We start from the raw sequence: 22,802 nt of genomic DNA, 5'->3' as shown, positions 1-22,802 counted from the left end.
TCCATTCAACATCGGGCCGCTGGGGTGTGTCGCTATCCAAAGTGCTACAGCGGTCTTTGCGCGTCTGAAAGACGCACGGCGCTGTAGTGGCTTAGGCCGCCTTATCAAGCGCCTCCAGTTCCTTGATCAGCCCCTCAATCATCGACAGTCCCTGCGCCCAGAACGACGGATCGGTCGCGTCGAGCCCGAACGGCGCCAGCAGTTCGGAATGATGCTTGGTCCCACCGGCCTTCAAGAGCTCGAAATACTTCTCCTGGAAGCCCCTCTCGGCCTTTTGGTAGACGGCGTAGAGCGAGTTCACGAGGCAATCGCCGAAGGCGTAGGCATAGACGTAGAAGGGCGAGTGGATGAAGTGGGGGATATAGGCCCAATAGGTCTCGTAGCCTTCGGAGATCCGGATCGCGGGACCGAGGCTTTCCGTTTGAACCGAAAGCCACATCTCGCCGAGGTCGTCGGCGGTGAGCTCGCCGTCCTTGCGGGCGCTATGGACCTTGCGCTCGAATTCATAGAAGGCAATCTGGCGCACGACCGTGTTGATCATGTCCTCCACCTTCTGCGCGAGCATCGCCTTGCGCTCGCGCTTATCCTTGGTCTGGTCGAGGAGCGCGCGGAAGGTCAGCATCTCGCCGAAGACGGAGGCGGTTTCGGCAAGCGTCAGCGGCGTCGAAGCCATCAGCGCGCCCTGGGCGCCGGCGAGCACCTGATGCACGCCATGGCCGAGCTCGTGGGCAAGCGTCATCACGTCCCGCGGCTTGCCCATGTAATTGACGAGCACGTAGGGATGAACGGAGGGAACCGTCGGATGAGCGAAGGCGCCGGGCGCCTTGCCGGGACGGACGGGTGCATCGATCCAGCGGTCATCGAAGAAACGCCGGGCGATCGTCGCCATTTCCGGGGCGAAGGCGTGATAGGCGGAGAGCACCGTGTCCTTCGCCTCGTCCCAGGGGATGACGGCGTTAGGCGTGTCGGGGAGCGGGGCGTTGCGGTCCCAAAAATCCATCTGCTCCATACCGAGCCATTTCGCTTTCATGGCGTAGTAGCGGTGCGAGAGGCGCGGATAGGCGGCCTTCACCGCAGCGGCCAGCGCGTCCACGACTTCCCGTTCGACGCGATTGGCGAGATGGCGGCTGTCGGCGATATCCTGAAAGCCACGCCAGCGGTCGGAGATTTCCTTGTCCTTGGCAAGCGTATTGGTAACCAGCGTGAAGGTGCGGATGTTCGCCTTGAAGGTTTCGGCGAGCGCGATCGCCGCCTTCTTGCGGGTTTCCGGCGAGGGATCCTGCAGAAGATTCAACGCAACCTCGAGCGGCAACGCCTCGCCGTCGACATTGAAGGTGAGCGCCGCGACGGTTTCGTCGAACAGGCGGTTGAAGGCGCTCGCGCCGGTCATCGATTTTTCGAGGAAGAGCTGCTCCAGCTTGTCCTCGAGCTGATAGGGCTTGTCCTTGCGCAGGTCGAGGATCCATGGCTTGTAGTGTGCCGCAAGGCTGTCCTTTGTCAGAGCCGCATCGATGATGCTGTCATCGATGCGATTGAGTTCCAGCGAGAAGAACAGGAGATGCGCCGACATGTCGGTGAGCTTCGACTGGACGTCGCCGTAGAGCTTGCCGTTGGCCGGCTTGGACGTGTCGGAGAAATAGGTGAGCCCGGCAAAGGAGGCGATCCTCCCCATCAGATCCTCGAGCGCCTCGAACTCCTTCACCGCGGCACCGATACCCTCGTCTCCGGTCTTGCCGGCGGCCGCCGTCAGCTTGCCCTTCCATTTGTTCTCGAAGGCGATCGCGTCTGCCTCCGCCTTGGCCATGTCGGAGCGGAATGCCTCTGACGTGGAGGATGCGTAAAGATCTTCAAGCCGCCAGGACGGCAGATCGCCAAGGTCGGCGGCGGCTCCATGCGCCTGTCCCGCCGTCGCACGAAGCGCGGATTGAGTGGCTGAAGCGGCAAGGTTTCGAGGAGATAGCGGCATCTTAGGATTCTCGCATTGGTGGCTGAGGTAACAAGCCATATGGGGCCCATTGCTATCGCCGCCAATGGATAAAATGCAAGCTTTTCTCAAAACATGATGTTCAGTCCTCTATGGCACGAATAGCTGGCATGATTTGGCACATGAGGTTGGCCAAAGAGTACTGCGTGTCCAGAGCAGGAGGCTTTCGTGACATCACATATTCTTGTCATCGATGACGATCCGGTGCAGCGCCGGTTGCTGACGAACATGATCGAACGGCTGGGTCACGTCGCGCATCTCGCCGACAACGGGCGAAGCGGACTCGAAGTGCTGGTGCGCAAGGGTGGTATCATCGACGTCATCCTGCTGGACCTCCTGATGCCCGAGATGAACGGTCACGGTTTTCTCGAGGCGCTCGCCGAACGCGGCGTCGATACGCCGGTGATCGTGCAGACCGGACAGGGTGGCATCGAAACGGTTGTCCACGCGATGCAGGCCGGGGCCTTCGACTTCCTCGTCAAACCGGTATCTCCGGAGCGGCTCGCGGTCGCGATCGGCAACGCGCTGAAAATGGCGCATCGCGATGGCAAGGTGAAGACATCGCGGCGGTCACGCGGCGGGGCGGTTGGTTTCGACGACATCGTCTCGGCCAGCCCGGCGATGATCCGGGTCATCGACCTTGCCCGCCGTGCCGCGCAGTCCAACATCCCGATCGTGCTTGAAGGCGAATCCGGCGTCGGCAAGGAGATGGTGGCGCGCGCGATCCAATCGGCGAGCGACCGCGCGGGCAAACCATTCGTCACCGTCAATTGCGGCGCGATCCCGCACAATCTGGTCGAAAGCATCCTGTTCGGTCACGAGAAGGGCGCCTTCACCGGCGCAACCGAAAAGCACACCGGCAAGTTCGTCGATGCGGATGGCGGGACGCTCTTCCTCGATGAGATCGGCGATCTGCCGCTCGACGTTCAGGTCAAGCTCTTACGCGCCGTCCAGCAGGGCGAAATAGAGACTGTCGGCGCGCGCCATCCGCAAAAGGTCAATGTGCGGCTGATCTCGGCCACCAACAAGGACCTCATCAACGAGGTGCGTGAAGGACGGTTCCGGGAAGATCTCTATTATCGCCTCAATGTCTTCCCGATCACCATTCCGGCGCTGCGCCGGCGCAAGGAAGATATCCCGGTGCTGGTGCGCGCCTTCGTCGAGCGCTTTGCCGCCGAGCAGAGGCTCAATCAGCCGCTGACAGTCTCGAGCGGCGCGATGGCGCTGCTGACGGCCTATGATTGGCCGGGCAACATCCGCCAGCTCGAGAACGCGATTTTCCGCGCTGTGGTGCTTGCGGAAGGCAACGAACTCACGGTCAAGGATTTTCCGCAGATCGCGACCCAGATACCCGGCTACGTCGTCGCCGATCGTTCCGGCTTCTCCTGGGGCGAGGCCGGGCCGGAGCGCGTCCCGGCCGCCGGCGGCTATGCGTCGAACGCTCATGCGGATTTGAAGGTGGCGGAGCAACCGGCGTCCCGGGAGCAGATGCCAGACAACCGTCTGGAGAACGCCATCGCCAGCGTCGATGAGGGTGGCGATGTCCGCAAGCTGGCCGAGGTCGAGGAGGAACTGATTCGCTTTGCCCTGAAGTTCTACCGCGGACAGATGAGTCAAGTGGCGCGAAAACTCGGCATCGGTCGCTCGACGCTCTATCGAAAGCTCAAGGATTACGGCATCGATCCCGACGATCCGCTGCGTGAGGCCGCATAAATTCGACGCATTCACGCCTCATTAGCCGTGCAATTGGGGCACCGCCGTTTAGACCTTGTTAGTGGACTGTTCACTATATTATAAGGGGCGGTGGCGACTGTGGCATAATTGCCATGCTGTCACCTTATTTGACAGTCATCTGAGACAACAAAGCACGGTTGTCCGTCGGACGGGGATTGAATGCCAAATTTGTTCGGTTTGAAGAAGCCAGTCGGCTTCTTAGCGCGGAGAATCTGCTCGGCGATTGCCCGCAAGGCGCCGCAGGTTCTTGCCTCCATCGCTTTGGCGGCGTCCCTCGTCACACCTGGCATGGCGCCTCCGGTCGAGGCGGCCGGTCAGACCCGGACCTTGAAGCTTTATTTCATCCATACCAAGGAAAAGGCGCAGATCACCTTCAAGCGCAACGGCCGCTACGATTCCAGGGGATTGCAGGAGATCAACCGTTTTCTGCGCGACTGGCGGCGCAACGAGCCGACGAGGATGGATCCGCGGCTTCTTGATCTGGTCTGGGAAGTCTACCAGAAGAGCGGCTCGCGCGACTATATTCACGTCGTTTCCGCCTATCGCTCTCCCGCCACAAACAGCATGCTGCGGTCCCGCTCCAAGGGCGTCGCCAAGAAGAGCCAGCACATGCTCGGCAAGGCGATGGATTTCTACCTGCCTGACGTGAGGCTCAAGTCGCTCCGCGAAATAGGCATGAAGTTCCAGGTGGGTGGTGTCGGCTATTATCCGACCTCCGGCTCTCCCTTCGTGCACATGGACGTCGGCGGCGTGCGCGCCTGGCCGCGCATGACCCGCAATGAGCTGGCACGTCTCTTCCCGGACGGGAAGACCATGCACGTACCGTCTGACGGCAAGCCGTTGCCGGGCTATCAGCAGGCTGTTGCGGATTACAAGCGGCGGGTCGGCGCGTCGGCGATCGAGGTTGCCGGCGGCGGTGCCAAGGGACCGGGTGACGTTGCCAGCGGCAAGCGTAGCGGCAACCTGTTCGCCATGCTCTTCGGCGGTGGCGGTGACGAGGATGAAGAACCAGCGGCAATCGTCGCCGGCGCTGCGGAAGACGGCGAAAGCGAGACTCCGGCCAAGGCTCAGACTGCATCTGCGCCGGCCGGGCAGGAGGCGCTTCCGGGTGTCGCGGGTTCGGTCGCCGGCCAGACCTCGGAAGAACAGCAGAACATCAATGCACCGGTTCCGGCCGCTCGGCCGGCCTTCAAGGATGCGCCGGCAAATGGTGGCGTAGCGGTTGCGCTTGTCGCGCCCGCGCAAAACAACGCCCAGGAGGCGCTGGCTGCGGCCATGCAGCAGACGCCGACCGTGCCATCGGAGTATGCGGATCTCAGCACGCTGAAGGTGCCGGTTCCGCAGATGCTTGACCGTCGCGATATGAATGCGCTGATAGCCAATGGAACGCTTGTGGCGTCCGCCGACGCCGCGGCCGGAGATGCTGAGGCACTCGGTTTCGTGCCGGTGCCGGGGATGCGTCCGGCCGGGGAAGCCGCGCTTGCGGCCGTTGCCGAAGCTCAGGTTGGTGTCCCGGCTTTCGCAGATCGTCGGGTCGTGGCATCCGCCGAGGCGCCGCGTGACACCGCTGCCCAGGCGACGACGCGCGTGGCGCTTGCTGCGCCGACGACAGAACCCGAGCCGACCGCACAGCCGATCGAAATGGCGGCCTATGCGCCCCGCTCGGATGCAAGCTTGAAGGAAACCATCTTCGATAGCGCCTTCGACACCGAAGCCGAGGTGTCGGCAAAGGGCAGCCGGCCGAAGAAGCAGGATGCCGAGGCAGCCAGCCGCTCGTCTGTCCGCACCGAGCCGAAGCTGACGCAGAAGATCATTTCGGAATGGGCGCTCTCGACCGGTCGCGTCGCGACCCTTTCGAAGCCGGTCAAGGCGCCGCGCTTCGTCAGCAAGACCCTTCGCGCAGCGCCAACAACGGTCTATGCCGCCGGCTTCACGAGTGGTGTGCGCGTAGTCGATACGGCACGCTTCAGCGGCAACGCAGTGAACTTCATGGAAGTGAAGAAGTTCAGCACCAACTGATCGCCGTCATTCCCGAGAAAACAAAAAAGCCCGCCGACGGCGGGCTTTTTGTTGAGATCGGCCAGAAGAGCTTATGCTGCGTCCTCGGCTGCGGGAACCATGCCCAGCGCCTGCAGGTAGGTGTCGAGGATCGCTTCCTGTTCCATGCGCTCGTCATGGTCCTGCTTGCGGATGGAAATAACCTTGCGCAGGATCTTCGTGTCGAAGCCCATTGCCTTGGCCTCGCCGTAGACATCCTTGATGTCGTCCGCGATGGTCTTCTTTTCCTCTTCCAGCCGTTCGATCCGTTCGATGAAAGCACGAAGCTGGTCGCGTGCGACGCCGTGAGCATCCGACATGATCTTCTCCTTTTATGGGGAATGAATTTTCTGGGTGCTGTGACCTGCCGCGAACCGCCGCCGAGGTCAAGGGCGATTGCGCAACAACGGCGCTATTTCCCGGAACACGATCCTGGAAAACTGCGACGCGGCTTTCCGCCGCCGTCGCGTCTCCCGCGCGAGTGGAATCGCGAGGAAGCTATTCTTTCGGGCGGTTGCGCTCGAAAGCGGCCTTCTGGTCGGCGGATGCGTCCGTCTGATACCGCTGACGCCATTCCTCATACGGCATGCCGTAGATGATCTCGCGCGAATCGTCCTTGCTCATTTCCATGCCGGAGGCCTCCGCCGCCTCGCGATACCAGTTGGAGAGGCAGTTGCGGCAGAAGCCGGCAAGGTTCATCAGGTCGATGTTCTGGACGTCGCTGCGCTCGCGCAGATGCGCCACGAGCCGCCGGAAGGCCGCGGCCTCGAAGGCGATCTGCTGATCCTGACTGAGTTCGGTCATGATGGTCTCCTCTGCGGCGACGCCCGTCCGAGCAGACGTGCAAACGGCTGTGTAGTACTTTGAACGTTTTATCCTCAAATCGGCGCGATTTAAGGAAGCTTCAGCGGTCAGTCGTCGTATGCACCCGTGCGCGAGGGGTGGCGCTGATAGCCGTGCAGCGTCGGCAAGCCGTTGAGCTCCGCCAGGATGGGGGCGAGGCGCCGGGCCCAGGCAGCGACGCCGGTCGCGTCGGCGATCAGGTCCTGGCGGATCTCGATCAGCGCATGGGCAATGCCCGGCGTCATGCAATGCCGATACATGGTATCTCCGCGCAACGCCCCGTCATAGGGCTCGTTGTTGCCGACGACGATATCGCCCGCTGCTTCGAGCCGTTCGATCAAGGGAAATACGGCGCGCGGATCGTTGTCCCAGAGCACTGCGGCGTGCCACGGCCGGGCGACAGCCTTCCAGGCCGGCGTGAAGGAATGAAGCGAGATGACCAGCGGCGCCTTGCCGCCTGCTGCGGCAGCCCGCGCGATGGTTTGGGAAACGGCCTGGTGGTACGGACGGTGGAAGCGGTTCAGCCTGTTCTCCCATTCCTCGTCGGTGATCGGATGGTTGCCGGGGATGATCGCGCCGTCGGAGATCTTCATGATCAGCGTCGGATCGTCCTCGCCGCGGTTCGGATCGATCAGCAGCCGCGAAAAGCAGCCGAGCACGGCCGGCGCATCGAGCGCTGCGGCCAATTCCCGTGTGAGCGGTTCGACGCCGATGTCATAGGCGATGTGTCGGGTGAAGGCACTGTCGGGAAGGCCAAGCCTTCCATATTCCGGCGGAAGACGATTCATGGCGTGGTCGGCTAGAAGAACGAGACCATTCGCCGGATTGCCTTCAATGATCTCGTAAGGGGAATAGTCCTGCATGCCGCTCCTGCTCGATCTGCGAACGCGAGTTCCTGATCGCATGCAGAACGGCCCTTCGCAAGAAAAAGGCGAAACTCTTGTGCCTTTTGTCACCAGAATGCCAATTGTAATCGATTAGTGTTGCGTTGACTTTCAGGGCTGGGCATCGCAAGAAAGTGCCACGCAAATCAAAACGGAGTTCCGTTGGAAGCCGTGTCTAGATATCCTTTTTCCAAAGCGAAACCGGGCCTGGGAACGTTCTGGGCTACCCTCCTGTTTTTATTGGCAACCTCTGGGTCGTTTATCTTCGCGGACGAGGCTCATGCCGATTTTCGTGTCTGCAACGGCACGCAAACCCTGGTTGGCGTGGCGATCGGCTACCGCGCCAAGGACGGCTGGGTGACCGAAGGCTGGTGGCAGGTGCCGGCAACGACCTGCGCGACCCTGATCGAGGGCGAGCTTCAATCCAGATATTATTATCTCTACGCGGAAGATGCGGCTCGTGGCGGCCGCTGGACCGGCGGGGTCAACATGTGCGTGGCCGAGAACGAGTTCAAGATCACCGGCGTGCAGGACTGCTTCGCGCGCGGCTTCCAGCGTATGGGATTCAAGGAATATGACACGGGGCGGCAGGGCAGCTGGATGGTTCAGCTTTCCGACACGCCCGGCACGCAGGAAAGCCAGAATTGATGAAGCGGAACAGAAAAGTCAAAATCCTCGCCACGCTCGGGCCGGCGTCGGCCGACGAGCAGATGATCCAGAGGCTGCATGAGGCGGGAGCCGATCTGTTCCGTATCAATATGAGCCATGCGAGCCATGACGTCATGCGCTCGCTGATCGAGAAGATCCGCAGTGTCGAATCCCGTTGCGGCCGACCGATCGGTATTCTGGCCGATCTGCAGGGGCCCAAGCTGCGCGTCGGCAAGTTTGCCGAGGGCAAGGTCGAGCTCAAGATCGGGCAGACCTTCACGCTCGATAACAAGGAGATCCCCGGCGACAACACGCGCGTCTATCTTCCCCATCCGGAAATCCTCGAGGCGGTGAAGCCCGGCGATCGCCTGCTGATCGACGACGGCAAACTGCACCTCAGGGCCGAGAAGACGAACGGCAAGAGCATCGTCACGACCGTTGTTTCCGGTACGAGGATATCGGACCGCAAGGGCGTGAGCCTGCCCGACACGCTGCTCGGCGTCGGCGCGCTGACCGAGAAGGACCGCGTCGATCTCGATGCCGTGCTGGCGACGGGGCAGGTCGACTGGGTGGCGCTCTCCTTCATCCAGCGGCCGGAAGATCTCGCCGAAGTCCGCAAGATTGCCCGCGGCCGTGTCGGCCTGATGTCGAAGATCGAAAAGCCGCAGGCGATCGAACGCATTGACGAGATCATCGAGCTTTCGGACGCGCTGATGGTGGCGCGCGGCGACCTCGGCGTGGAGATGCCACTCGAATCCGTTCCCGGCCTGCAGAAGCAGCTGACGCGCGCCTGTCGGCGTGCCGGCAAGCCGGTGGTCGTCGCCACCCAGATGCTGGAGTCGATGATTTCCTCGCCGGTTCCGACCCGTGCGGAGGTGTCCGACGTGGCCACGGCTGTGTTCGAAGGCGCCGACGCGGTGATGCTTTCGGCCGAATCCGCTTCCGGCGAGTATCCGGTCGAGGCGGTTTCGACCATGGCTTCGATCGCGAGCAATGTCGAGCTCGACCCGCACTATCCGGGCATCATCTATGCGCAGCGCACGCCGCCGGAGGCGACCGGAGCCGATGCTATTTCTCTCGCGGCGCACCAGATCGCGGAGACGCTGAAGCTCGCGGCGATCGTCTGCTATACCTCATCCGGCGCAACGGGCTTGCGCGCCGCACGCGAGCGGCCACAGGTGCCGGTCATCGCGCTGTCGCCGATTGTCGAGACCGCAAGGCGCCTTTCGGTCGTCTGGGGCCTGCACTGCGTCGTAACCGAGGATGCAAAAGATCTCGACGACATGGTCAACCGGGCCTGCCGCATCGTCGCGGCGGAGGGTTTCGGGAAGCCGGGCGACCGCATCATCATCTCCGCCGGTGTCCCGCTCGGAACGCCGGGTGCCACCAACATGCTGCGCATCGCCTATATCGGCTCGGATGGGCTGACCGGCGTATAAGGCTCTTCCTGCATTGAAGCGTCGTTGACCGCAAGGCGGGCTTCGGCCCGCCGTGCTGCCTCTTGAAGGTCCCGCGGCTTGCCGGCCAGTTTCTCAATCGCTGCAATGACGAGGTCCGTCACCACGTAGTCCGGCTTGTGACCGAGATTGGCGACCCATAGCAGCTCCGATCCGGCAATGTCGCGCGCAAGGCTGCGCGCATGGATATCGGCCAGAACGATGGCGTCGCTGTCGCCGGTGATGATGACCGTCGGTGCCGCGATCTCGGCATAGCGCGGAGAGACATGCGTCACATAGGCATGCAGGTTGGCAACGTCGATCGCATTGTTGAGAAAGGTCATCGGCCGCAGCACCAGATGCGGAGCGGTCTTGCCGACGTAATCCAGTGGGCGCTCATTGGGTGAGAAGATCGAGCGTGTAGCGCTGTCGATGCGGCGCAGGCCGAGCGGCGTGGCAACCGTGTGGGCGAAGAGCCAGCCGAGGCCGGGCAGCGTCGCCAATGCGAAGTACCAGTCGATTCCGCCGGGCCAGGGATGTGTCGCCGGTGCGAGAAGAACGACACCTGCGGTTCGTTCAGGGTGGTGGAGCGCAAAACTTGCGGCAATCGCAGCGCCGAAGGAATGGCCCACGACGATGGCGCGCTCGATGCCGCGTTTTTCCATCAATCTGGCGATCGCCTTCGCCTGACCGTCCGGCCGGCCATTGACGCTTCCGCCCCGCTCCGAATAGCCGTGGCCCGGCCGGTCGACGAAAAGCAGCTCCGCCCGGCCCTCGAGTGCCGGCCTGAAAGCATGCATCTGATCGAGCAGATTGCCGCCGGCGCCGTGGATGAAGACGATCGGCGGTAGATCGGGGCTGCCGGGTCCGGAGAGGTGGACGCAGTTCATGCGGAAGCCGCCGACATCGACGAGGGCGCCCCGGTTTGGGAAGAGGGCGGATATGCGTCGTGCCTGCCAGACACTATAGCCGACACTGGCAATCGTCAGGATGGCGAGAAGCAGCAACGCCGCGAGCATGATCGGATCGGTCTTCCCCAATTTGCGTTTGAGAAAGATGCAGGTTCTACGCATGTGCCCTTGGAAGCAAGCCCAGGCTAGCGCTGTCCGGGTCACTTCGGCGAATCTGCCTCATCTAGAGCGCCGTAGGTTCAAGTGAACGCACAGAGGACGCTCCAGCACTTGGATTCTAGAGCATCTTATCCGCTTTCAGTGATTCCACTTGAAAGCGAGATGCTCCAGGATGGATAAGCTTGTCGTCGCGGCTCAAGTCCGGCTGCCCGCCAGCTTCTCGGCCAGCTCGCCCAGCTGCTCCTGTGCCTTTCGATCCGACGGGTAGATGTCGAGGAACTGTTGCCAGGCCCGCATCGCCAGCTCGTCCTTGCCAGCGGCGCTGAGCATCGTGGCCATGCCCGCAAGGGCACCGAAATGCCGTGGTTCGATCGCGAGCACCCGATTTATGTCGGACATCGACTTGCGGTAGTTGCCCATTTGATAGTGCAAGGTGGCGCGGCGATTCCAGCCTTCCACGTAATTCGGAGCAAGAGCGATCACCTGGTCGAGAATGTCGAGTGCGATGGGTTTCTTGTCGTCGGCAATCGCCTTGTCGGCCCATTGCATCAGGAGGTTCACCGTGGCACTGCCGGAATCCTGCCATTCCATGCGGATGCGGTCGGCCACCTGTCGCGCCTTGGCTTCATCGCGTTCCTTCTTCAGGTCGGCGAACAAGGAATCGAGGCGCTGCTTCGGTGTTGTGAGGTTTGCCGTTTCCGTTTGCGGCGCAGGCTCTGCGGCCTGCGCATTGCCGGGGGAGGCGGCGAGCGCGGCAAGACATGCCAGAATCGAGGTCACAAAAATACGCATGGCGGACATCGTAGCCCGCCATGGAACAAGATCAAATCAAATATGGGGGATCACCAGAAGCGAACCGCCAATCAGGCAGGGCAACGCGATTGCTGCCCGGGGCGTCAGCCCTGACGTGCCTTGAAGCGCGGGTTCTGCTTGTTGATGATGTAAACGCGGCCCTTGCGACGAACCAGACGGTTTTCGCGGTGACGGGCCTTCAGCGACTTGAGCGAATTTTTGATCTTCATTTTCCTGATCCGCAGGTTTCGGGGAACGAAAATTCGCCCGGTAATAACAATCAAAAGCGCGCCATTCAGCGCGCTCCAAGTAGGCAGGCACATACCGTGTCGCCCTTATCGTGTCAACCGCAAGACAGGGGATTTTCCTTCCGCACAGCGCAAATCTGTGGCGTTCCCTCAGGTCAGGCGGGTGAAATGGCCCATCTTGCGGCCGGCGCGTGCTTCGGCTTTGCCGTAAAGGTGAACGAGCACGTTGCGTTCGACAAGCAGGCCTGGGACCTCCGCAACATCGTCGCCGATGAGGTTCTGCATCACGCAGTCCGAATGACGCGACGGGTCGCCGAGCGGCAGGCCGGCGATCGCGCGGATATGCTGCTCGAACTGTGAGACGACGCAGGCCGCTTCCGTCCAATGGCCGGAATTGTGGACGCGCGGAGCCATCTCGTTGGCGACGACGCTGCCATCGGCCAGCACGAAGAACTCGACTCCGATCACGCCGACATAGCCGAGCGCGTCGAGTATGGCGGTCGCCGCCGCTCGCGCAGCCTCTGCCGTGCCGGCGCCCACCGCCGCGGGCACGGTGGACGTATGCAGGATGCCGCTCCGATGCACGTTCTCTGCCGGGTCGAAGCAGGCGTTGCTGCCGTCGGGGCTGCGCGCAGCGATGATCGAGATCTCGCGCTCGAACGGCACGAAGCTTTCCAGGATGAGCGGCACCTGCCCCAGGGCCATGAAGGCGCCGGCGGGGTCGTCCGCGGTCGAGCGGAACACGCGCTGGCCCTTGCCGTCATAGCCGAGCCGCCGGGTCTTGAGCACGCCCGAGCCGCCGAAGTCGGCAAGCGCCAGCTCCAGGTCGGCCTGGCTGTCGACGGCGTGAAAGCGCGCCGTGGCGATACCGCAGTCATTGATGAAACGCTTCTCCACGAGCCGGTCCTGCGCCACTTCCAACGCCTTCGGCGGTGGGAAGACCGGGCGCGTGGCGGCCAACCTTATGGCTGCGGAGACAGGTACGTTTTCGAACTCATAGGTGATGAGGTCCGAGACCGCGGCGAGCTGGTCAAGCCCGTGCGCGTCGTCGTAAGGCGCGACGATCTGGGCGTTCGCGACCTGTGCAGCGGGACAGTCCGGCTGCGGTTCGAGGATGACGGTGCGGAGATTCAGGCGGGCAGCCGCCATCGCCAGCATGCGGCCGAGCTGACCGCCGCCAATGATGCCGATGGTCTTCATGCCTCGTCCACCGGGTACTCGGCTACCGAGACGGTCTGCTGTTCGCGCCAGTCGTCGAGGCGGTCGGCGAGATCGTCGTCGCCGAGTGCGAGGACGGCGGCGGCAAGCAGCGCCGCATTGATCGCTCCGGCCTTCCCGATCGCCAGCGTGCCGACGGGAATACCGGCCGGCATCTGCACGATCGACAGCAGACTGTCCTGACCGGAAAGCGCCTTCGACTGCACGGGGACGCCGAAGACCGGCAGCGGTGTCATCGATGCGCACATGCCCGGCAGGTGCGCCGCGCCGCCGGCGCCGGCGATGATCACCTTGAAGCCTTCGTCACGCGCGCCCTTGGCGAAGCTTACGAGCCGGTCCGGTGTGCGGTGCGCGGAGACGATGCGGGCCTCGTAGGCGATGTCGAGCGCTTCGAGCGTGTCGGCGGCGTTCTTCATCGTCTCCCAGTCCGACTGGCTTCCCATGATGATGGCGACGGGCGGGGTGGTCGTGTCTGTCACGTCGGTCTTGATCCGTTTCAGGCGATGATGTCGGGGATGATCTGGTCTTCGATCTTGCTGATCTTGTCCTTGATGGCCAGCTTCTTCTTCTTCATGCGCTGGATGCGCAAGGCGTCGCAGCCGGTCTCAATCATGGCGTTGATGGCGACGTCGTAGTCTTCATGTTCCTGCCTCAGGCGCGCGATGGTCAGTCTGAGTTCGGCCTGGTCCTGGTCCGGCATGCAAAACGATCCCCATAAGCCCGATCGCATTTGATCTGCGATCCGGAATTTTCATGCGCCGCTCTACCACATCTTGGGCGGTAACGGGAAGTTATCAGACGTCATCATTTCGCCTTCGACAAATGAAAAATGGCATGGCAGACTGGTAAGGTTACAAACCATGGACCATCCGGCATTTACCTGCCGGATGCAAGCAAAAGGAAGGGACTGCCAAATGACCATTGAGGCTCATCTTGCAACGCTTGAGAAAAAACATGGCGCCCTGGAACAGGAGCTCCACGCAGCTCTCAACTCACCGTCCTGCGAGGACGAGTTGATCAGCGACCTCAAGCGGAGGAAGCTGCGCATCAAGGACGAAATCGAAAGACTCCGTTCCTCGACTCACTGATTCTGAACGGTATTTCGGGTGGCGTTGTCTTCTTTCCCAGTGACAACGCAACAAGGTCAAGAACCAATCCCATCACGGAATATACGGAACACTCGACCGGGCCTGACGCCCGGTCTATTTCTGTCGGGCATTCAGTTTCAGACCTTCTTCCTTATGCATGTCGTTATCCCAAAACCACTGTGCACTTTTTGAGCGACATGCATTAGGACCAAAACTGGTCGAGCCACAGGTTCAGCTTGTCAAAGCCCGGCTTGTGGATCGCATAGATCCGCCGCGTTCCGCTCGATGAAACCGACACGAGATTGCAGTCGAGCAGCGCCTTCAGGTGTTGCGACACTGCCGGTCGGCTGATTGGCAAGCCTTCGGCCAATTCGTTCACCGTCTTCGGCGCGCGTCGCAGTTCCTCCAGCAGGTAGCGCCGGTTCGGATCCGCGATGGCATCGAATGGGTCCGCAATGGTCATGGCCAGACGTTAAGCGAATTCTCCATAAGCAGCAAGAAAATTGTGCGATGCGGCATAATCGATTTTGCTATGCAACAATTTCGCGAGCGTCACCTGGCGGCAATGAGACCCGCAACGCTGTCCCAGACGAGTCTCGACCCGGCGATAAACGCCATCGTGTACATGAATGGATAGAAGACCTGCGGCTTCATCCGGCGGACGATCCAGGCGCCGCAGGCAGTCGCCACCATCGCCAGCGGAAAAAGCGTGGCGGATGTCTTCAGGTTGCTGATATCAAGCTGGCCGAGGGCGAAATAGGGAATGAGTTTCACCGCGTTGAGGACCGCGAAGAAGCGCACGATGGTGCCTGTATATTCACGCGGATCGAGCTTCAGCGGCAATGCGTAGATCTGAAAGGGCGGGCCGCCGGCATGGGCGACGAAGCTGCCGTAACCGGCAAAGGAGCCCCAGAGGGCAGCTGGTCCGGCACGCTGCGTCTTGGGCGCGATCGGGGCACCATTGCGGCTGCGCCAGACGGTATAGACATAGCGCAGCACGAAGAGAACCGTAATGAGGCCGATGATCAGCCTCAAGGCCTCGCGCGGCACATAGGCGGAGGTCGCCCAGCCGATGGCGATGCCGGCGATTGCGCCGGGCAGCAGCATCGTGAGCGTTTTCTTGTCACCATGTTTGCGCCAGATCCACAGGGATACGACATCCATGGCGATGAGGATCGGCAGCAACAGCGCCGCTGCCTGAACAGGCGATACCGCCATCGACAGGATCGGAACGCCCATCAAGGAAAGCGCCTCTCCCATGCCGCCCTTGCTGAGGCCGACGAGCAGGACTGCGGGGATGGCGACGAGATAGAAGTCGAAATCCGGAAGCATGTGTGGCGGTTGATCCTTTTGTCATCTCCGTCTATCGGTTTTCCCGAACGAAATCGAGTGGCGGCTTTCGCGCCTACAGCGCCGCGCGTCCAATCGGACGCATCATGGTCGCTGTAGCACTTGGAAGTGCTGCATGATTTTGTACTTAAATCGATTCCGATTTAAGCAATCATGCAGTGAAGCAGGCGCCGCAGGGAACGGATATCATGAGCAATGTAGAAAACCGCTGCCGCCTCGTGCTGGTCGTGCCGGAAATGACGGATCTCGCACAGCGTTCGAAGGTGCTGGCCGACGCTTTGCGGGGAGGCGACGTGGCGTCCGTCATCCTGCCGCAATACGGCCTAAGCGACGCCGAGTTCCAGCAGCACGCCGAACTCTTGGTGCCGGTGATCCAGAAAGCCGGCGTGGCGGCGCTGATCGAGGGTGACACGCGCGTCGCGGGACGCGCCAAGGCGGATGGCCTGCATATCGTCGGGGGACCCGATGTGCTCGGCGATGCGATCGAGAAGCACACGCCGAAGCTGATCGTTGGAGGCGGCAATGCCTCTGACCGCCACCATGCGCTCGAAATCGGCGAAGTCAGGCCGGATTACGTCTTCTTCGGTCGCACCGATGGCGACATCAAGCCGGAGCCGCATCCGAAAAATCTGGCGCTTGCCGAATGGTGGGCGTCGATGATCGAGATCCCCTGTGTCGTCATGGGCGGCACGGATCCGCAGTCGGCGCTCGCCGTCGCCGAGACGGGGGCGGAATTCGTGGCGCTACGTCTCGCCGTCTTTGGCGACCCGGAGCAGGCGCCGGCGGTCGTCGCTGCCGTCAACGCGCTGCTTGACGAAAAAGCGCCACGGTTTGAAGATTAAGACGGTCCGATGTTGAGCCGCTTGTCGTCGAAGCCCAGCCGGGTTGCAGTCCTTCTCATGGCCGTCGCACTCGCGGCGGTGCCGGTTCGCGCGCAGCAGCCGACGACGGGCGCGCCTGCGGACGAGGGGGTCCCGGACGAGGGGAATGTACCAAAGCGCGGGCGGATCACGCCCTTCAACGGAGCGATCCTGCCGGAAGCTGCGGCTCCGCAGCAGAAGCTCGAGACCCCGGCGCCGAAAAAAACGACGGCCGGAGACGGCAACACGCCTTCCAAGGGCGTCAACGTCATCGATCGCATGGGCGCACAATTGCCGGCGCTTCCGGCGGAAAAACCATTCACCGGAAAGGTGGACGATGCCTATGGCGCTTTCCAGCGCGGCTACTATCTGACGGCGATGGATCTGGCGCTCCCGCGGGCGCAGCTCGGCGATCCCGCTGCCCAGACGCTGGTTGCATCGATCCTCGAGCAGGGCCTTGGCATTGCCCGCAACGCCGAGCAGGCCGCCTTCTGGTACGGCCAGGCTGCCGATAACGGCGATCCGGCGGCCATGTTCAAATATGCCCTGATCCTGATGGAGGGGCGCTACGCCAAGCGCGACAGGAAAAAGTCCGAAGAGCTGATGAAGAAGGCGGCCGATCTCGGCAATGCTTCGGCCCAGTTCAATTACGGGCAAACGCTGGTTGCCGACATGCCGGGCGAGAAGGGCCTGAAGGCGGCAATGCCCTATTACGAGAAATCCGCCGAGCAGGGCATCGCCGATGCGCAATATGCCCTTTCGCAGATTTATATCAATGTCGACGGCATAGAGGAGAGCAAGCGCGCGCGTGCCCGCGAATGGCTGTTGCGCGCCGCCCGCGCCGGTTACGATACCGCACAGCTCGACATCGCCATCTGGTTCGTCGAAGGGATCGCCGGCGACCGCAACCTCGAAGAAGGCTTCGCCTGGATGAAGCGCGCGGCGGAAAGCGGCAATGTCGTCGCGCAGAACCGGCTGTCGCACCTCTATGTCAACGCGATCGGCACGCGCCCCGATCCGGTCGAGGCGGCGAAGTGGTACGTGCTGTCGCGCCGCGCCGGCCTCAAGGACGATGCGCTCGAGGATTTCTATCTCGGCCTCACCGAAACGCAGCAGAAGTCAGCGCTCGCCGCCGCGAACAAGTTTCGTTCTTCCTGACGCGAGCTGCGCCAAGATGGCAGTCACGGGCGTGGTCTACCGGCCGCAATGCTATTTCGCTTGAACTTCTGCGGCTTTTGTGGTCTTGAAGCCGCGGTTTTGTCCGCAGCCTCCCCATTTCTGATTTCGGCCCTGCGGACGGAGTGACTTCACTCGGTTTTTTGACGACGAAACTCGCAGCTTCGCTTGCGCCTGGCGAGACACGTCACAGAGGTTCAATGTCCGGTTCGAGAGCGCTCGACCGGCCTTCGCTATCATAAGGATCGCCACATGGCCCGTTCTGCCCTTCTCAATGTCATGGTCCAGGCCGCATTCAAGGCCGGCAAGTCGCTGGCGCGCGATTTCGGTGAAGTGCAGAACCTTCAGGTCTCACTGAAGGGACCGGGCGACTATGTTTCCCAAGCCGACCGCAAGGCCGAACGGATCATCCGCGAAGAGCTGTTGAAGGCGAGGCCGACCTATGGCTTCCTCGGCGAAGAGGGCGAGGAGATCAAGGGGACCGACGGCGCGCATCGCTGGATCGTCGACCCGCTCGACGGCACCACCAACTTCTTGCATGGCATCCCGCATTTTGCCGTTTCGATCGGGCTGGAGCGTCAAGGCGAGATCGTCGGTGCCGTCGTCTTCAATCCGGCAACGGATGAACTCTACACCGCCGAAAAGGGCGGTGGTGCTTTCCTCAACGACCGCCGGCTGCGCGTCGGCGCCCGCAAGAACCTCTCGGATGCCGTCATTGCCACCGGGACGCCGCATCTTGGCCGCGGCAATCACGGCAAATATCTGATCGAACTTCGCCATGTCATGGGCGAAGTTGCCGGCATCCGGCGTTTCGGTTCCGCCTCGCTCGATCTCGCCTACGTGGCCGCAGGCCGCTATGACGGCTACTGGGAACGGGATCTTGCCGCGTGGGATATTGCGGCCGGCATCCTGCTCATCCGCGAGGCCGGCGGCTGGGCAACCGATGTCGACGGCGGCAGCAAGCCGGTCGAGGACGGCTCGGTCGTTTGCGGCAACGAATATATCGCCAAGGCGCTGCGTGACGTGATCCATCGCCCGATCCCGGCGAAGTAAACAACAGCCTGTTCGTTAGGGTCTGCGGCCTCCGGTGCGTTATGTCCCGGGGGCCTTCGTTTTCCCTTCAATTTGGCGCAAAGTTCCACTAGTCTCCGGGCCGGAGCGGTGCCGTGCCGCGGCTGACTACGCAATTCTCGAGTCGGACTTGATTTCGAGAAATGCCGCGGCAATTCAAAGTGTTGCGGCAACCCTTGCGTGTCTGAGGGCGCGCGGTGCTGGAGTGAACCCGGGAGTCTGGCTAACCTATGACGAAACTCAATCTGTCCGGATGGAGCGGTCGGGAGAACGTGGAGGAGAACTACAATCCGCACAAGCTCTCGAGCCCCATGCCCTATTTCTGGACGATGGTCCTCTTTCTGATCATCGTCGGTTTCGTCGCCGCCATTCTCTTCCGGCAGGCCCGTGATGCCTTCGCCGGCAATCCGGGCCTCAATGGGCTCATTCTCGGCGTTCTGCTGATCGGCATTCTGCTCGCCTTCAACCACGTCCTGGGCCTGCGGCCCGAGGTCCGCTGGTTCAATTCGTTTCGTGCCGCGGGAAGCGCCGACAAGGTCGGGCGCGATCCGGTCCTGCTCGCGCCAATGCGGTCGTTGATTGGCGGTCGCCAGACGACAGCGATTTCCACGATCGCGCTGCGCTCGATCCTTGATTCCATTGCGACGCGCCTCGACGAATCGCGCGACATAACTCGGTATCTCGCCGGCCTTCTCGTCTTCCTTGGCCTCCTCGGCACCTTTTGGGGCTTGCTCGGCACGATCGGCTCGATCAACACCGTCATCCAGTCCCTGGACGCGGGCAGCGGCAGCACCGAAGATTTGCTTGGTTCGCTGAAGAGCGGCTTGTCCGCGCCGCTCAGCGGCATGGGAACGGCCTTTTCCGCCTCGCTCTTCGGCCTTTCCGGATCGCTGATCGTCGGTTTCCTCGACCTGCAGGCCGGCCGCGCCCAGAACCGCTTCTACACGGAACTCGAAAACTGGCTTTCCTCGGTGACCGATGTCGGATCGGGAATGTCCTCGCCGATCAGTATTGCAGGAGAGCCGCCCATCGAGGAACTGCGCCGGCTGACCGATCAGATCACGCGGCTCAACCAGGAGGGTGGCGCAAACCAGCGCACGACGGCCGCGATGGCCTCGTTGGCCGAAGGCATCCAGGGCCTCGTCAAGAATATGCGCGGCGAGCAGCAGATGCTCCGGGATTGGATCGAAGCGCAGCAGGAGGAAGCGAAGGCGATGCGCAAGACGCTCGACAAGCTGACATCGCGCATCGGCCAGGCCGAGAGGATCACGGTGCACGGCGACAAGTCGATTGCGCAGCTCAGCCGCGTAGACGAGAGCGGAGGCGACTGAGCCCATGGCCCTTGCACGCAAAGGTCGCAGTCACCGAACGATCGATTATTGGCCGGGCTTCGTCGACGCGTTGTCGACGCTGCTGATGGCGATCATGTTTCTCTTGAGCGTCTTCGTGCTGGCGCAATTCCTGCTTGGGCGGGAAATCAGCGGCAAGGACGAGGTGCTGAACCGGCTGAACAGCCAGATCAACGAACTGACGCAGCTTCTCGCACTGGAAAAGAGCGGCAAACAGGATCTCGAGGATTCGCTTGCCAACCTCCAGGCCTCGCTTACCCAGTCCGAAGACGAGCGCTCGCGCCTGCAGGCGTTGCTCGACCAAGGCGCCGGCAGCACCGAAGCGGCCAACCAGAAGATCGGCCGGCTGGGATCGGAGCTGGAATCGGAAAAGCAGGTCAGCGCCCGTGCGATGAGCCAGATTGAGCTCCTGAACCAGCAGATTGCGGCGCTGCGCAATCAAATTGCGGCGATCGAAGGGGCCCTTCAGGCGTCGGAGGCAAAGGATCAGGCGTCCCAGGCCAAGATCGCCGATCTTGGCCGCCGCCTGAATGTTGCGCTTGCCCAGCGCGTGCAGGAGCTTAACCGTTACAGATCCGACTTCTTCGGTCGATTGCGGGAAATCCTTTCCGACCGCGAAAACATCCGCATCGTCGGCGATCGCTTCGTCTTCCAGTCGGAAGTGCTCTTCCCCTCAGGCAGCAGCGACCTCAATCCGGAGGGGCAGGCGGAGATGGCCAAACTCGCCGCGGCGCTCCTCGACCTCGCGAAGGAAATCCCCGCCGAGATCAACTGGGTCCTGCGCGTCGATGGCCATACCGACAATGTACAGCTTTCGGGATCCGGCCGTTTTGCCGACAACTGGGAGCTGTCGTCCGCCCGTGCGACATCGGTCGTGAAGTTCCTGATGTCCAGGGGCGTGCCGGCGGACCGGCTGGTCGCCGCAGGCTTCGGTGAATTTCAGCCCATCGCCGAGGGTGATAACCCTGAAGCTCGGGCTCAGAACCGGCGTATCGAGCTGAAGCTGACGGAGAAATAGCGGCGGCTCCGATCCCTTGAATTGACCTTGACGTCTGCGTAACAGTTACGTCGAAGGATGCTGCTGCAGCATGATTCCGTGAACCGGATCCGATCAAGGTAAAATCATGCAGCAATTCAAAGCGCTACAGCGGCCTTTGTGCGTCTGAAAGACGCACGGCGCTGTAGGGAGGGCGCCTTTCATGGATTGTGATGTGCTGGTCATCGGTGCGGGCCTTGCCGGGCTCGTGGCGGCGTCCGAAGCTGTGGCCCGTGGCCGCAAGGTGATCGTTCTCGATCAGGAGGGGGAGCAGAACCTCGGTGGCCAGGCTTTCTGGTCGCTTGGAGGACTGTTCTTCATCGACAGTCCCGAGCAGCGGCGCATGGGAATTCGCGACCATCGCGATCTCGCGCGGCAGGACTGGATGGGTTCGTCGCGATTCGATCGGCCCGAAGACCATTGGCCGCGGCTCTGGGCCGATGCCTATCTCGACTTCGCCGCCGGCGAGAAGCGCTCCTGGCTGCATTCGCTTGGGCTTCGCTGGTTCCCGGTGGTCGGCTGGGCCGAACGCGGAGGCGGGCTCGCCCACGGCCATGGCAATTCGGTTCCGCGCTTCCACGTGACCTGGGGCACCGGTCCCGCCGTTCTCGAACCCTTTGTCCGACTCGCCCGGCAAGCGGAAAGCCGCGGCTTGTTGCGGTTTCGCTTTCGCCACCGGGTGGACGAATTGGTGACGACCGATCGTGTGGTGACTGGCGCGCGCGGGGCGATACTCAAGGCGGACCCGGTGGCGCGGGGAGAGCGCAGCGCCCGCGACGTCGTCGGTGACTTTGAGATCTCGGCCGGAGCGGTCATCGTGAGCTCCGGCGGCATCGGCGGCAATCACGAGCTCGTGCGCCGAAACTGGCCGCGCAAGCGGCTCGGGCAACCGCCGGCGACGATGGTGAGCGGCGTGCCGCATCACGTCGACGGCCGCATGTTAGAAATTGCAGCCCGAGCGCGCGGCTCCGTCATCAACGCCGACCGCATGTGGCACTACACCGAAGGTCTCAAGAACTTCGACCCGATCTGGCCGGATCACGGCATTCGCATTCTGCCGGGGCCGTCCTCATTCTGGTGCGATGCCGACGGCAACCGCTTTGCAGCACCTGCAATGCCGGGTTTCGATACGCTACAGCGCCGCGCGTCTTTTCAGACGCGCAAAGGACGCTGTAGCACTTTGAATTGCTGCATGTCTTTGTCCTTTAATCGGCTACGATTAAAGGCGACATGCAGTAGGCACCTTGGAGGCGATCCGCCGCAGCGGCCACGATTACAGCTGGTTCATCCTGACAAGAGCGATCATCAAGAAGGAGTTCGCCCTTTCCGGGTCGGAGCAAAATCCCGATCTGACGGGCAAGAGCTTGGCGCTTCTCCTGAAGCGGCTTGGGCGAAATCCGCCCGGCCCGGTCCAGGCTTTCATGGACAAGGGCGAGGACTTCGTCGTGCGCGACCGGCTGGAGGATCTCGTCGAAGGGATGAACTGGCTGACGGGCGAGAACCGGCTTCCGGCCTCGCACCTGAGAGCGCAGATCGAGGCGCGAGACCGCGAGATCGTCAATCGCTTCTCCAAGGACGCCCAGGTGATCGCGATCCGCGGGGCGCGGGCCTATCGCGGCGATCGTTTGCTGCGAACCGCGAAGCCCCACCGTCTTCTTGACCCGAAGGCCGGACCGCTGATCGCCGTTCGGCTGCACATCCTGACGCGCAAGACGCTCGGCGGCCTGCAGACCAATCTCTCCGGCCAAGTGCTGGACCTTTCCGGGCAGCCGGTGCCGGGGCTCTATGCGGCGGGCGAGGTGGCTGGCTTCGGCGGTGGCGGCATGCATGGCTACAACGCGCTCGAGGGGACCTTCCTCGGCGGCTGCATCTTTTCTGGCCGCGCCGCGGGGCGGAATGCGGCTGCGGATGTTTGAGCCCGCGACTGTCCCTCACCTAACCCTCTCCCCGCATGCGGGGAGAGGGGACTTGGACGCTC

General features: G+C 62.3%; 21 protein-coding genes and 2 pseudogenes. 11 read left to right on the top strand and 12 right to left on the bottom strand.

Features of this window, described 5'->3' with window-relative positions; genetic code table 11:
- Positions 1-91 precede the first annotated feature (91 nt).
- Positions 92-1,966: a M3 family oligoendopeptidase gene (locus FKV68_RS17475; protein WP_180939051.1), complete on the bottom strand. Its 1,875-nt coding sequence runs from the start codon at positions 1,964-1,966 to the stop codon at positions 92-94.
- Positions 1,967-2,152: 186 nt separating this feature from the next.
- Here FKV68_RS17475 and FKV68_RS17470 point away from each other — a divergent pair, with 186 nt between their 5' ends.
- Together FKV68_RS17470 and FKV68_RS17465 are read left to right on the top strand one after the other, a co-directional pair.
- Entirely contained in the window at positions 2,153-3,697 is a 1,545-nt protein-coding gene (locus tag FKV68_RS17470; protein WP_180939050.1) for a sigma-54-dependent transcriptional regulator, read from the top strand.
- Between the two features lie 180 nt (positions 3,698-3,877).
- The gene (locus tag FKV68_RS17465) at positions 3,878-5,737 is read left to right on the top strand and encodes a peptidoglycan L,D-endopeptidase MepK (protein ID WP_180939049.1); all 1,860 of its coding nucleotides are present in this window, start codon (positions 3,878-3,880) and stop codon (positions 5,735-5,737) included.
- A 71-nt stretch (positions 5,738-5,808) separates the two neighbouring features.
- Here FKV68_RS17465 and FKV68_RS17460 read toward each other — a convergent pair whose 3' ends face one another.
- The 3 genes from FKV68_RS17460 to FKV68_RS17450 form a co-directional block, all read right to left on the bottom strand.
- A complete protein-coding gene (locus tag FKV68_RS17460) occupies positions 5,809-6,075 on the bottom strand; it encodes a DUF2312 domain-containing protein (RefSeq protein WP_136508132.1) in 267 nt (88 codons plus the stop codon).
- Between the two features lie 178 nt (positions 6,076-6,253).
- Entirely contained in the window at positions 6,254-6,559 is a 306-nt protein-coding gene (locus FKV68_RS17455; protein WP_180939048.1) for a DUF1244 domain-containing protein, read from the bottom strand.
- A gap of 107 nt (positions 6,560-6,666) precedes the next feature.
- Complete coding sequence (locus FKV68_RS17450) at positions 6,667-7,461, bottom strand: N-formylglutamate amidohydrolase (protein ID WP_180939047.1); 795 nt, start codon at positions 7,459-7,461, stop codon at positions 6,667-6,669.
- A 279-nt stretch (positions 7,462-7,740) separates the two neighbouring features.
- Between FKV68_RS17450 and FKV68_RS17445 the strand changes: the two are divergent.
- Positions 7,741-8,130 (top strand): annotated as a pseudogene (locus tag FKV68_RS17445) (DUF1036 domain-containing protein); the annotation flags it as partial.
- Positions 8,130-9,569, top strand: a complete 1,440-nt coding sequence (gene pyk, locus FKV68_RS17440) for a pyruvate kinase (protein ID WP_180939046.1) — start codon at positions 8,130-8,132, stop codon at positions 9,567-9,569. The pseudogene FKV68_RS17445 and the gene pyk, both read left to right, overlap by 1 nt.
- On the opposite strand, the gene FKV68_RS17435 is transcribed toward pyk, so the two are convergent.
- The 6 genes from FKV68_RS17435 to FKV68_RS17410 form a co-directional block, all read right to left on the bottom strand.
- Positions 9,536-10,585, bottom strand: a complete 1,050-nt coding sequence (locus FKV68_RS17435; protein WP_180941547.1) for an alpha/beta fold hydrolase — start codon at positions 10,583-10,585, stop codon at positions 9,536-9,538. The genes pyk and FKV68_RS17435 overlap by 34 nt on opposite strands.
- Positions 10,586-10,831: 246 nt before the next feature.
- Positions 10,832-11,437 carry a tetratricopeptide repeat protein gene (locus FKV68_RS17430; RefSeq protein ID WP_180939045.1) on the bottom strand — a complete coding sequence of 202 codons (606 nt, stop codon included), beginning with the start codon at positions 11,435-11,437 and terminating at the stop codon, positions 10,832-10,834.
- A gap of 95 nt (positions 11,438-11,532) precedes the next feature.
- Positions 11,533-11,658: a type B 50S ribosomal protein L36 gene (ykgO, locus tag FKV68_RS17425; protein WP_119256688.1), complete on the bottom strand. Its 126-nt coding sequence runs from the start codon at positions 11,656-11,658 to the stop codon at positions 11,533-11,535.
- 168 nt (positions 11,659-11,826) lie between these two features.
- Positions 11,827-12,876 (bottom strand): 5-(carboxyamino)imidazole ribonucleotide synthase, encoded by a 1,050-nt coding sequence (locus FKV68_RS17420; RefSeq protein WP_180939044.1) that lies wholly within the window; start codon positions 12,874-12,876, stop codon positions 11,827-11,829.
- Positions 12,873-13,337 carry a 5-(carboxyamino)imidazole ribonucleotide mutase gene (gene purE, locus FKV68_RS17415; RefSeq protein ID WP_173510144.1) on the bottom strand — a complete coding sequence of 155 codons (465 nt, stop codon included), beginning with the start codon at positions 13,335-13,337 and terminating at the stop codon, positions 12,873-12,875. The genes FKV68_RS17420 and purE overlap by 4 nt, the downstream gene beginning before the upstream one ends.
- A gap of 53 nt (positions 13,338-13,390) precedes the next feature.
- Positions 13,391-13,594 carry a YdcH family protein gene (locus tag FKV68_RS17410; protein ID WP_012709331.1) on the bottom strand — a complete coding sequence of 68 codons (204 nt, stop codon included), beginning with the start codon at positions 13,592-13,594 and terminating at the stop codon, positions 13,391-13,393.
- Between the two features lie 214 nt (positions 13,595-13,808).
- Between FKV68_RS17410 and FKV68_RS17405 the strand changes: the two genes are divergently transcribed.
- Positions 13,809-13,982 carry a YdcH family protein gene (locus tag FKV68_RS17405; RefSeq protein WP_173510145.1) on the top strand — a complete coding sequence of 58 codons (174 nt, stop codon included), beginning with the start codon at positions 13,809-13,811 and terminating at the stop codon, positions 13,980-13,982.
- Between the two features lie 202 nt (positions 13,983-14,184).
- On the opposite strand, the gene FKV68_RS17400 is transcribed toward FKV68_RS17405, so the two are convergent.
- The gene (locus FKV68_RS17400; RefSeq protein ID WP_153436425.1) at positions 14,185-14,445 is read right to left on the bottom strand and encodes an ArsR/SmtB family transcription factor; all 261 of its coding nucleotides are present in this window, start codon (positions 14,443-14,445) and stop codon (positions 14,185-14,187) included.
- Between the two features lie 89 nt (positions 14,446-14,534).
- Positions 14,535-15,314 (bottom strand): sulfite exporter TauE/SafE family protein, encoded by a 780-nt coding sequence (locus FKV68_RS17395; protein WP_180939043.1) that lies wholly within the window; start codon positions 15,312-15,314, stop codon positions 14,535-14,537.
- A 206-nt stretch (positions 15,315-15,520) separates the two neighbouring features.
- Here FKV68_RS17395 and FKV68_RS17390 point away from each other — a divergent pair, with 206 nt between their 5' ends.
- The 6 genes and pseudogenes from FKV68_RS17390 (at position 15,521) to FKV68_RS33760 (ending at position 22,740) form a co-directional block, all read left to right on the top strand.
- A complete protein-coding gene (locus FKV68_RS17390; RefSeq protein WP_180939042.1) occupies positions 15,521-16,174 on the top strand; it encodes a thiamine phosphate synthase in 654 nt (217 codons plus the stop codon).
- A gap of 9 nt (positions 16,175-16,183) precedes the next feature.
- On the top strand, positions 16,184-17,350 hold the full coding sequence (locus FKV68_RS17385; RefSeq protein WP_180939041.1) for a tetratricopeptide repeat protein: 1,167 nt from the start codon (positions 16,184-16,186) through the stop codon (positions 17,348-17,350).
- Positions 17,351-17,620: 270 nt separating this feature from the next.
- Positions 17,621-18,421 (top strand): inositol monophosphatase family protein, encoded by an 801-nt coding sequence (locus FKV68_RS17380; RefSeq protein ID WP_180939040.1) that lies wholly within the window; start codon positions 17,621-17,623, stop codon positions 18,419-18,421.
- Positions 18,422-18,669: 248 nt separating this feature from the next.
- On the top strand, positions 18,670-19,770 hold the full coding sequence (locus tag FKV68_RS17375) for a MotA/TolQ/ExbB proton channel family protein (protein WP_180939039.1): 1,101 nt from the start codon (positions 18,670-18,672) through the stop codon (positions 19,768-19,770).
- Between the two features lie 4 nt (positions 19,771-19,774).
- Entirely contained in the window at positions 19,775-20,806 is a 1,032-nt protein-coding gene (locus FKV68_RS17370) for a peptidoglycan -binding protein (RefSeq protein ID WP_180939038.1), read from the top strand.
- Between the two features lie 181 nt (positions 20,807-20,987).
- A pseudogene (locus FKV68_RS33760) lies at positions 20,988-22,740 on the top strand (FAD-binding dehydrogenase).
- Positions 22,741-22,802 lie beyond the last annotated feature (62 nt).

Origin of the sequence: Sinorhizobium mexicanum, from assembly GCF_013488225.1 — a bacterium.
GTDB classification, from domain to species: Bacteria; Pseudomonadota; Alphaproteobacteria; order Rhizobiales; family Rhizobiaceae; genus Sinorhizobium; species Sinorhizobium mexicanum.
This window is presented reverse-complemented; position numbering and strand designations above follow the sequence as displayed.

Coding starts and splice junctions, on each gene's coding strand:
- FKV68_RS17380 (WP_180939040.1), top strand. CDS start 17,621: ATGGCCCGTTCTGCCCTTCTCAATGTCATGGTCCAGGCCGCATTCAAG.
- FKV68_RS17400 (WP_153436425.1), bottom strand. CDS start 14,445: ATGACCATTGCGGACCCATTCGATGCCATCGCGGATCCGAACCGGCGC.
- FKV68_RS17450 (WP_180939047.1), bottom strand. CDS start 7,461: ATGCAGGACTATTCCCCTTACGAGATCATTGAAGGCAATCCGGCGAAT.
- FKV68_RS17435 (WP_180941547.1), bottom strand. CDS start 10,585: ATGCTCGCGGCGTTGCTGCTTCTCGCCATCCTGACGATTGCCAGTGTC.
- FKV68_RS17465 (WP_180939049.1), top strand. CDS start 3,878: ATGCCAAATTTGTTCGGTTTGAAGAAGCCAGTCGGCTTCTTAGCGCGG.
- FKV68_RS17420 (WP_180939044.1), bottom strand. CDS start 12,876: ATGAAGACCATCGGCATCATTGGCGGCGGTCAGCTCGGCCGCATGCTG.
- FKV68_RS17430 (WP_180939045.1), bottom strand. CDS start 11,437: ATGTCCGCCATGCGTATTTTTGTGACCTCGATTCTGGCATGTCTTGCC.
- purE (WP_173510144.1), bottom strand. CDS start 13,337: ATGGGAAGCCAGTCGGACTGGGAGACGATGAAGAACGCCGCCGACACG.
- FKV68_RS17375 (WP_180939039.1), top strand. CDS start 18,670: ATGACGAAACTCAATCTGTCCGGATGGAGCGGTCGGGAGAACGTGGAG.
- FKV68_RS17475 (WP_180939051.1), bottom strand. CDS start 1,966: ATGCCGCTATCTCCTCGAAACCTTGCCGCTTCAGCCACTCAATCCGCG.
- FKV68_RS17395 (WP_180939043.1), bottom strand. CDS start 15,314: ATGCTTCCGGATTTCGACTTCTATCTCGTCGCCATCCCCGCAGTCCTG.
- FKV68_RS17385 (WP_180939041.1), top strand. CDS start 16,184: ATGTTGAGCCGCTTGTCGTCGAAGCCCAGCCGGGTTGCAGTCCTTCTC.
- ykgO (WP_119256688.1), bottom strand. CDS start 11,658: ATGAAGATCAAAAATTCGCTCAAGTCGCTGAAGGCCCGTCACCGCGAA.
- FKV68_RS17370 (WP_180939038.1), top strand. CDS start 19,775: ATGGCCCTTGCACGCAAAGGTCGCAGTCACCGAACGATCGATTATTGG.
- FKV68_RS17455 (WP_180939048.1), bottom strand. CDS start 6,559: ATGACCGAACTCAGTCAGGATCAGCAGATCGCCTTCGAGGCCGCGGCC.
- FKV68_RS17405 (WP_173510145.1), top strand. CDS start 13,809: ATGACCATTGAGGCTCATCTTGCAACGCTTGAGAAAAAACATGGCGCC.
- FKV68_RS17460 (WP_136508132.1), bottom strand. CDS start 6,075: ATGTCGGATGCTCACGGCGTCGCACGCGACCAGCTTCGTGCTTTCATC.
- pyk (WP_180939046.1), top strand. CDS start 8,130: ATGAAGCGGAACAGAAAAGTCAAAATCCTCGCCACGCTCGGGCCGGCG.
- FKV68_RS17390 (WP_180939042.1), top strand. CDS start 15,521: ATGAGCAATGTAGAAAACCGCTGCCGCCTCGTGCTGGTCGTGCCGGAA.
- FKV68_RS17410 (WP_012709331.1), bottom strand. CDS start 13,594: ATGCCGGACCAGGACCAGGCCGAACTCAGACTGACCATCGCGCGCCTG.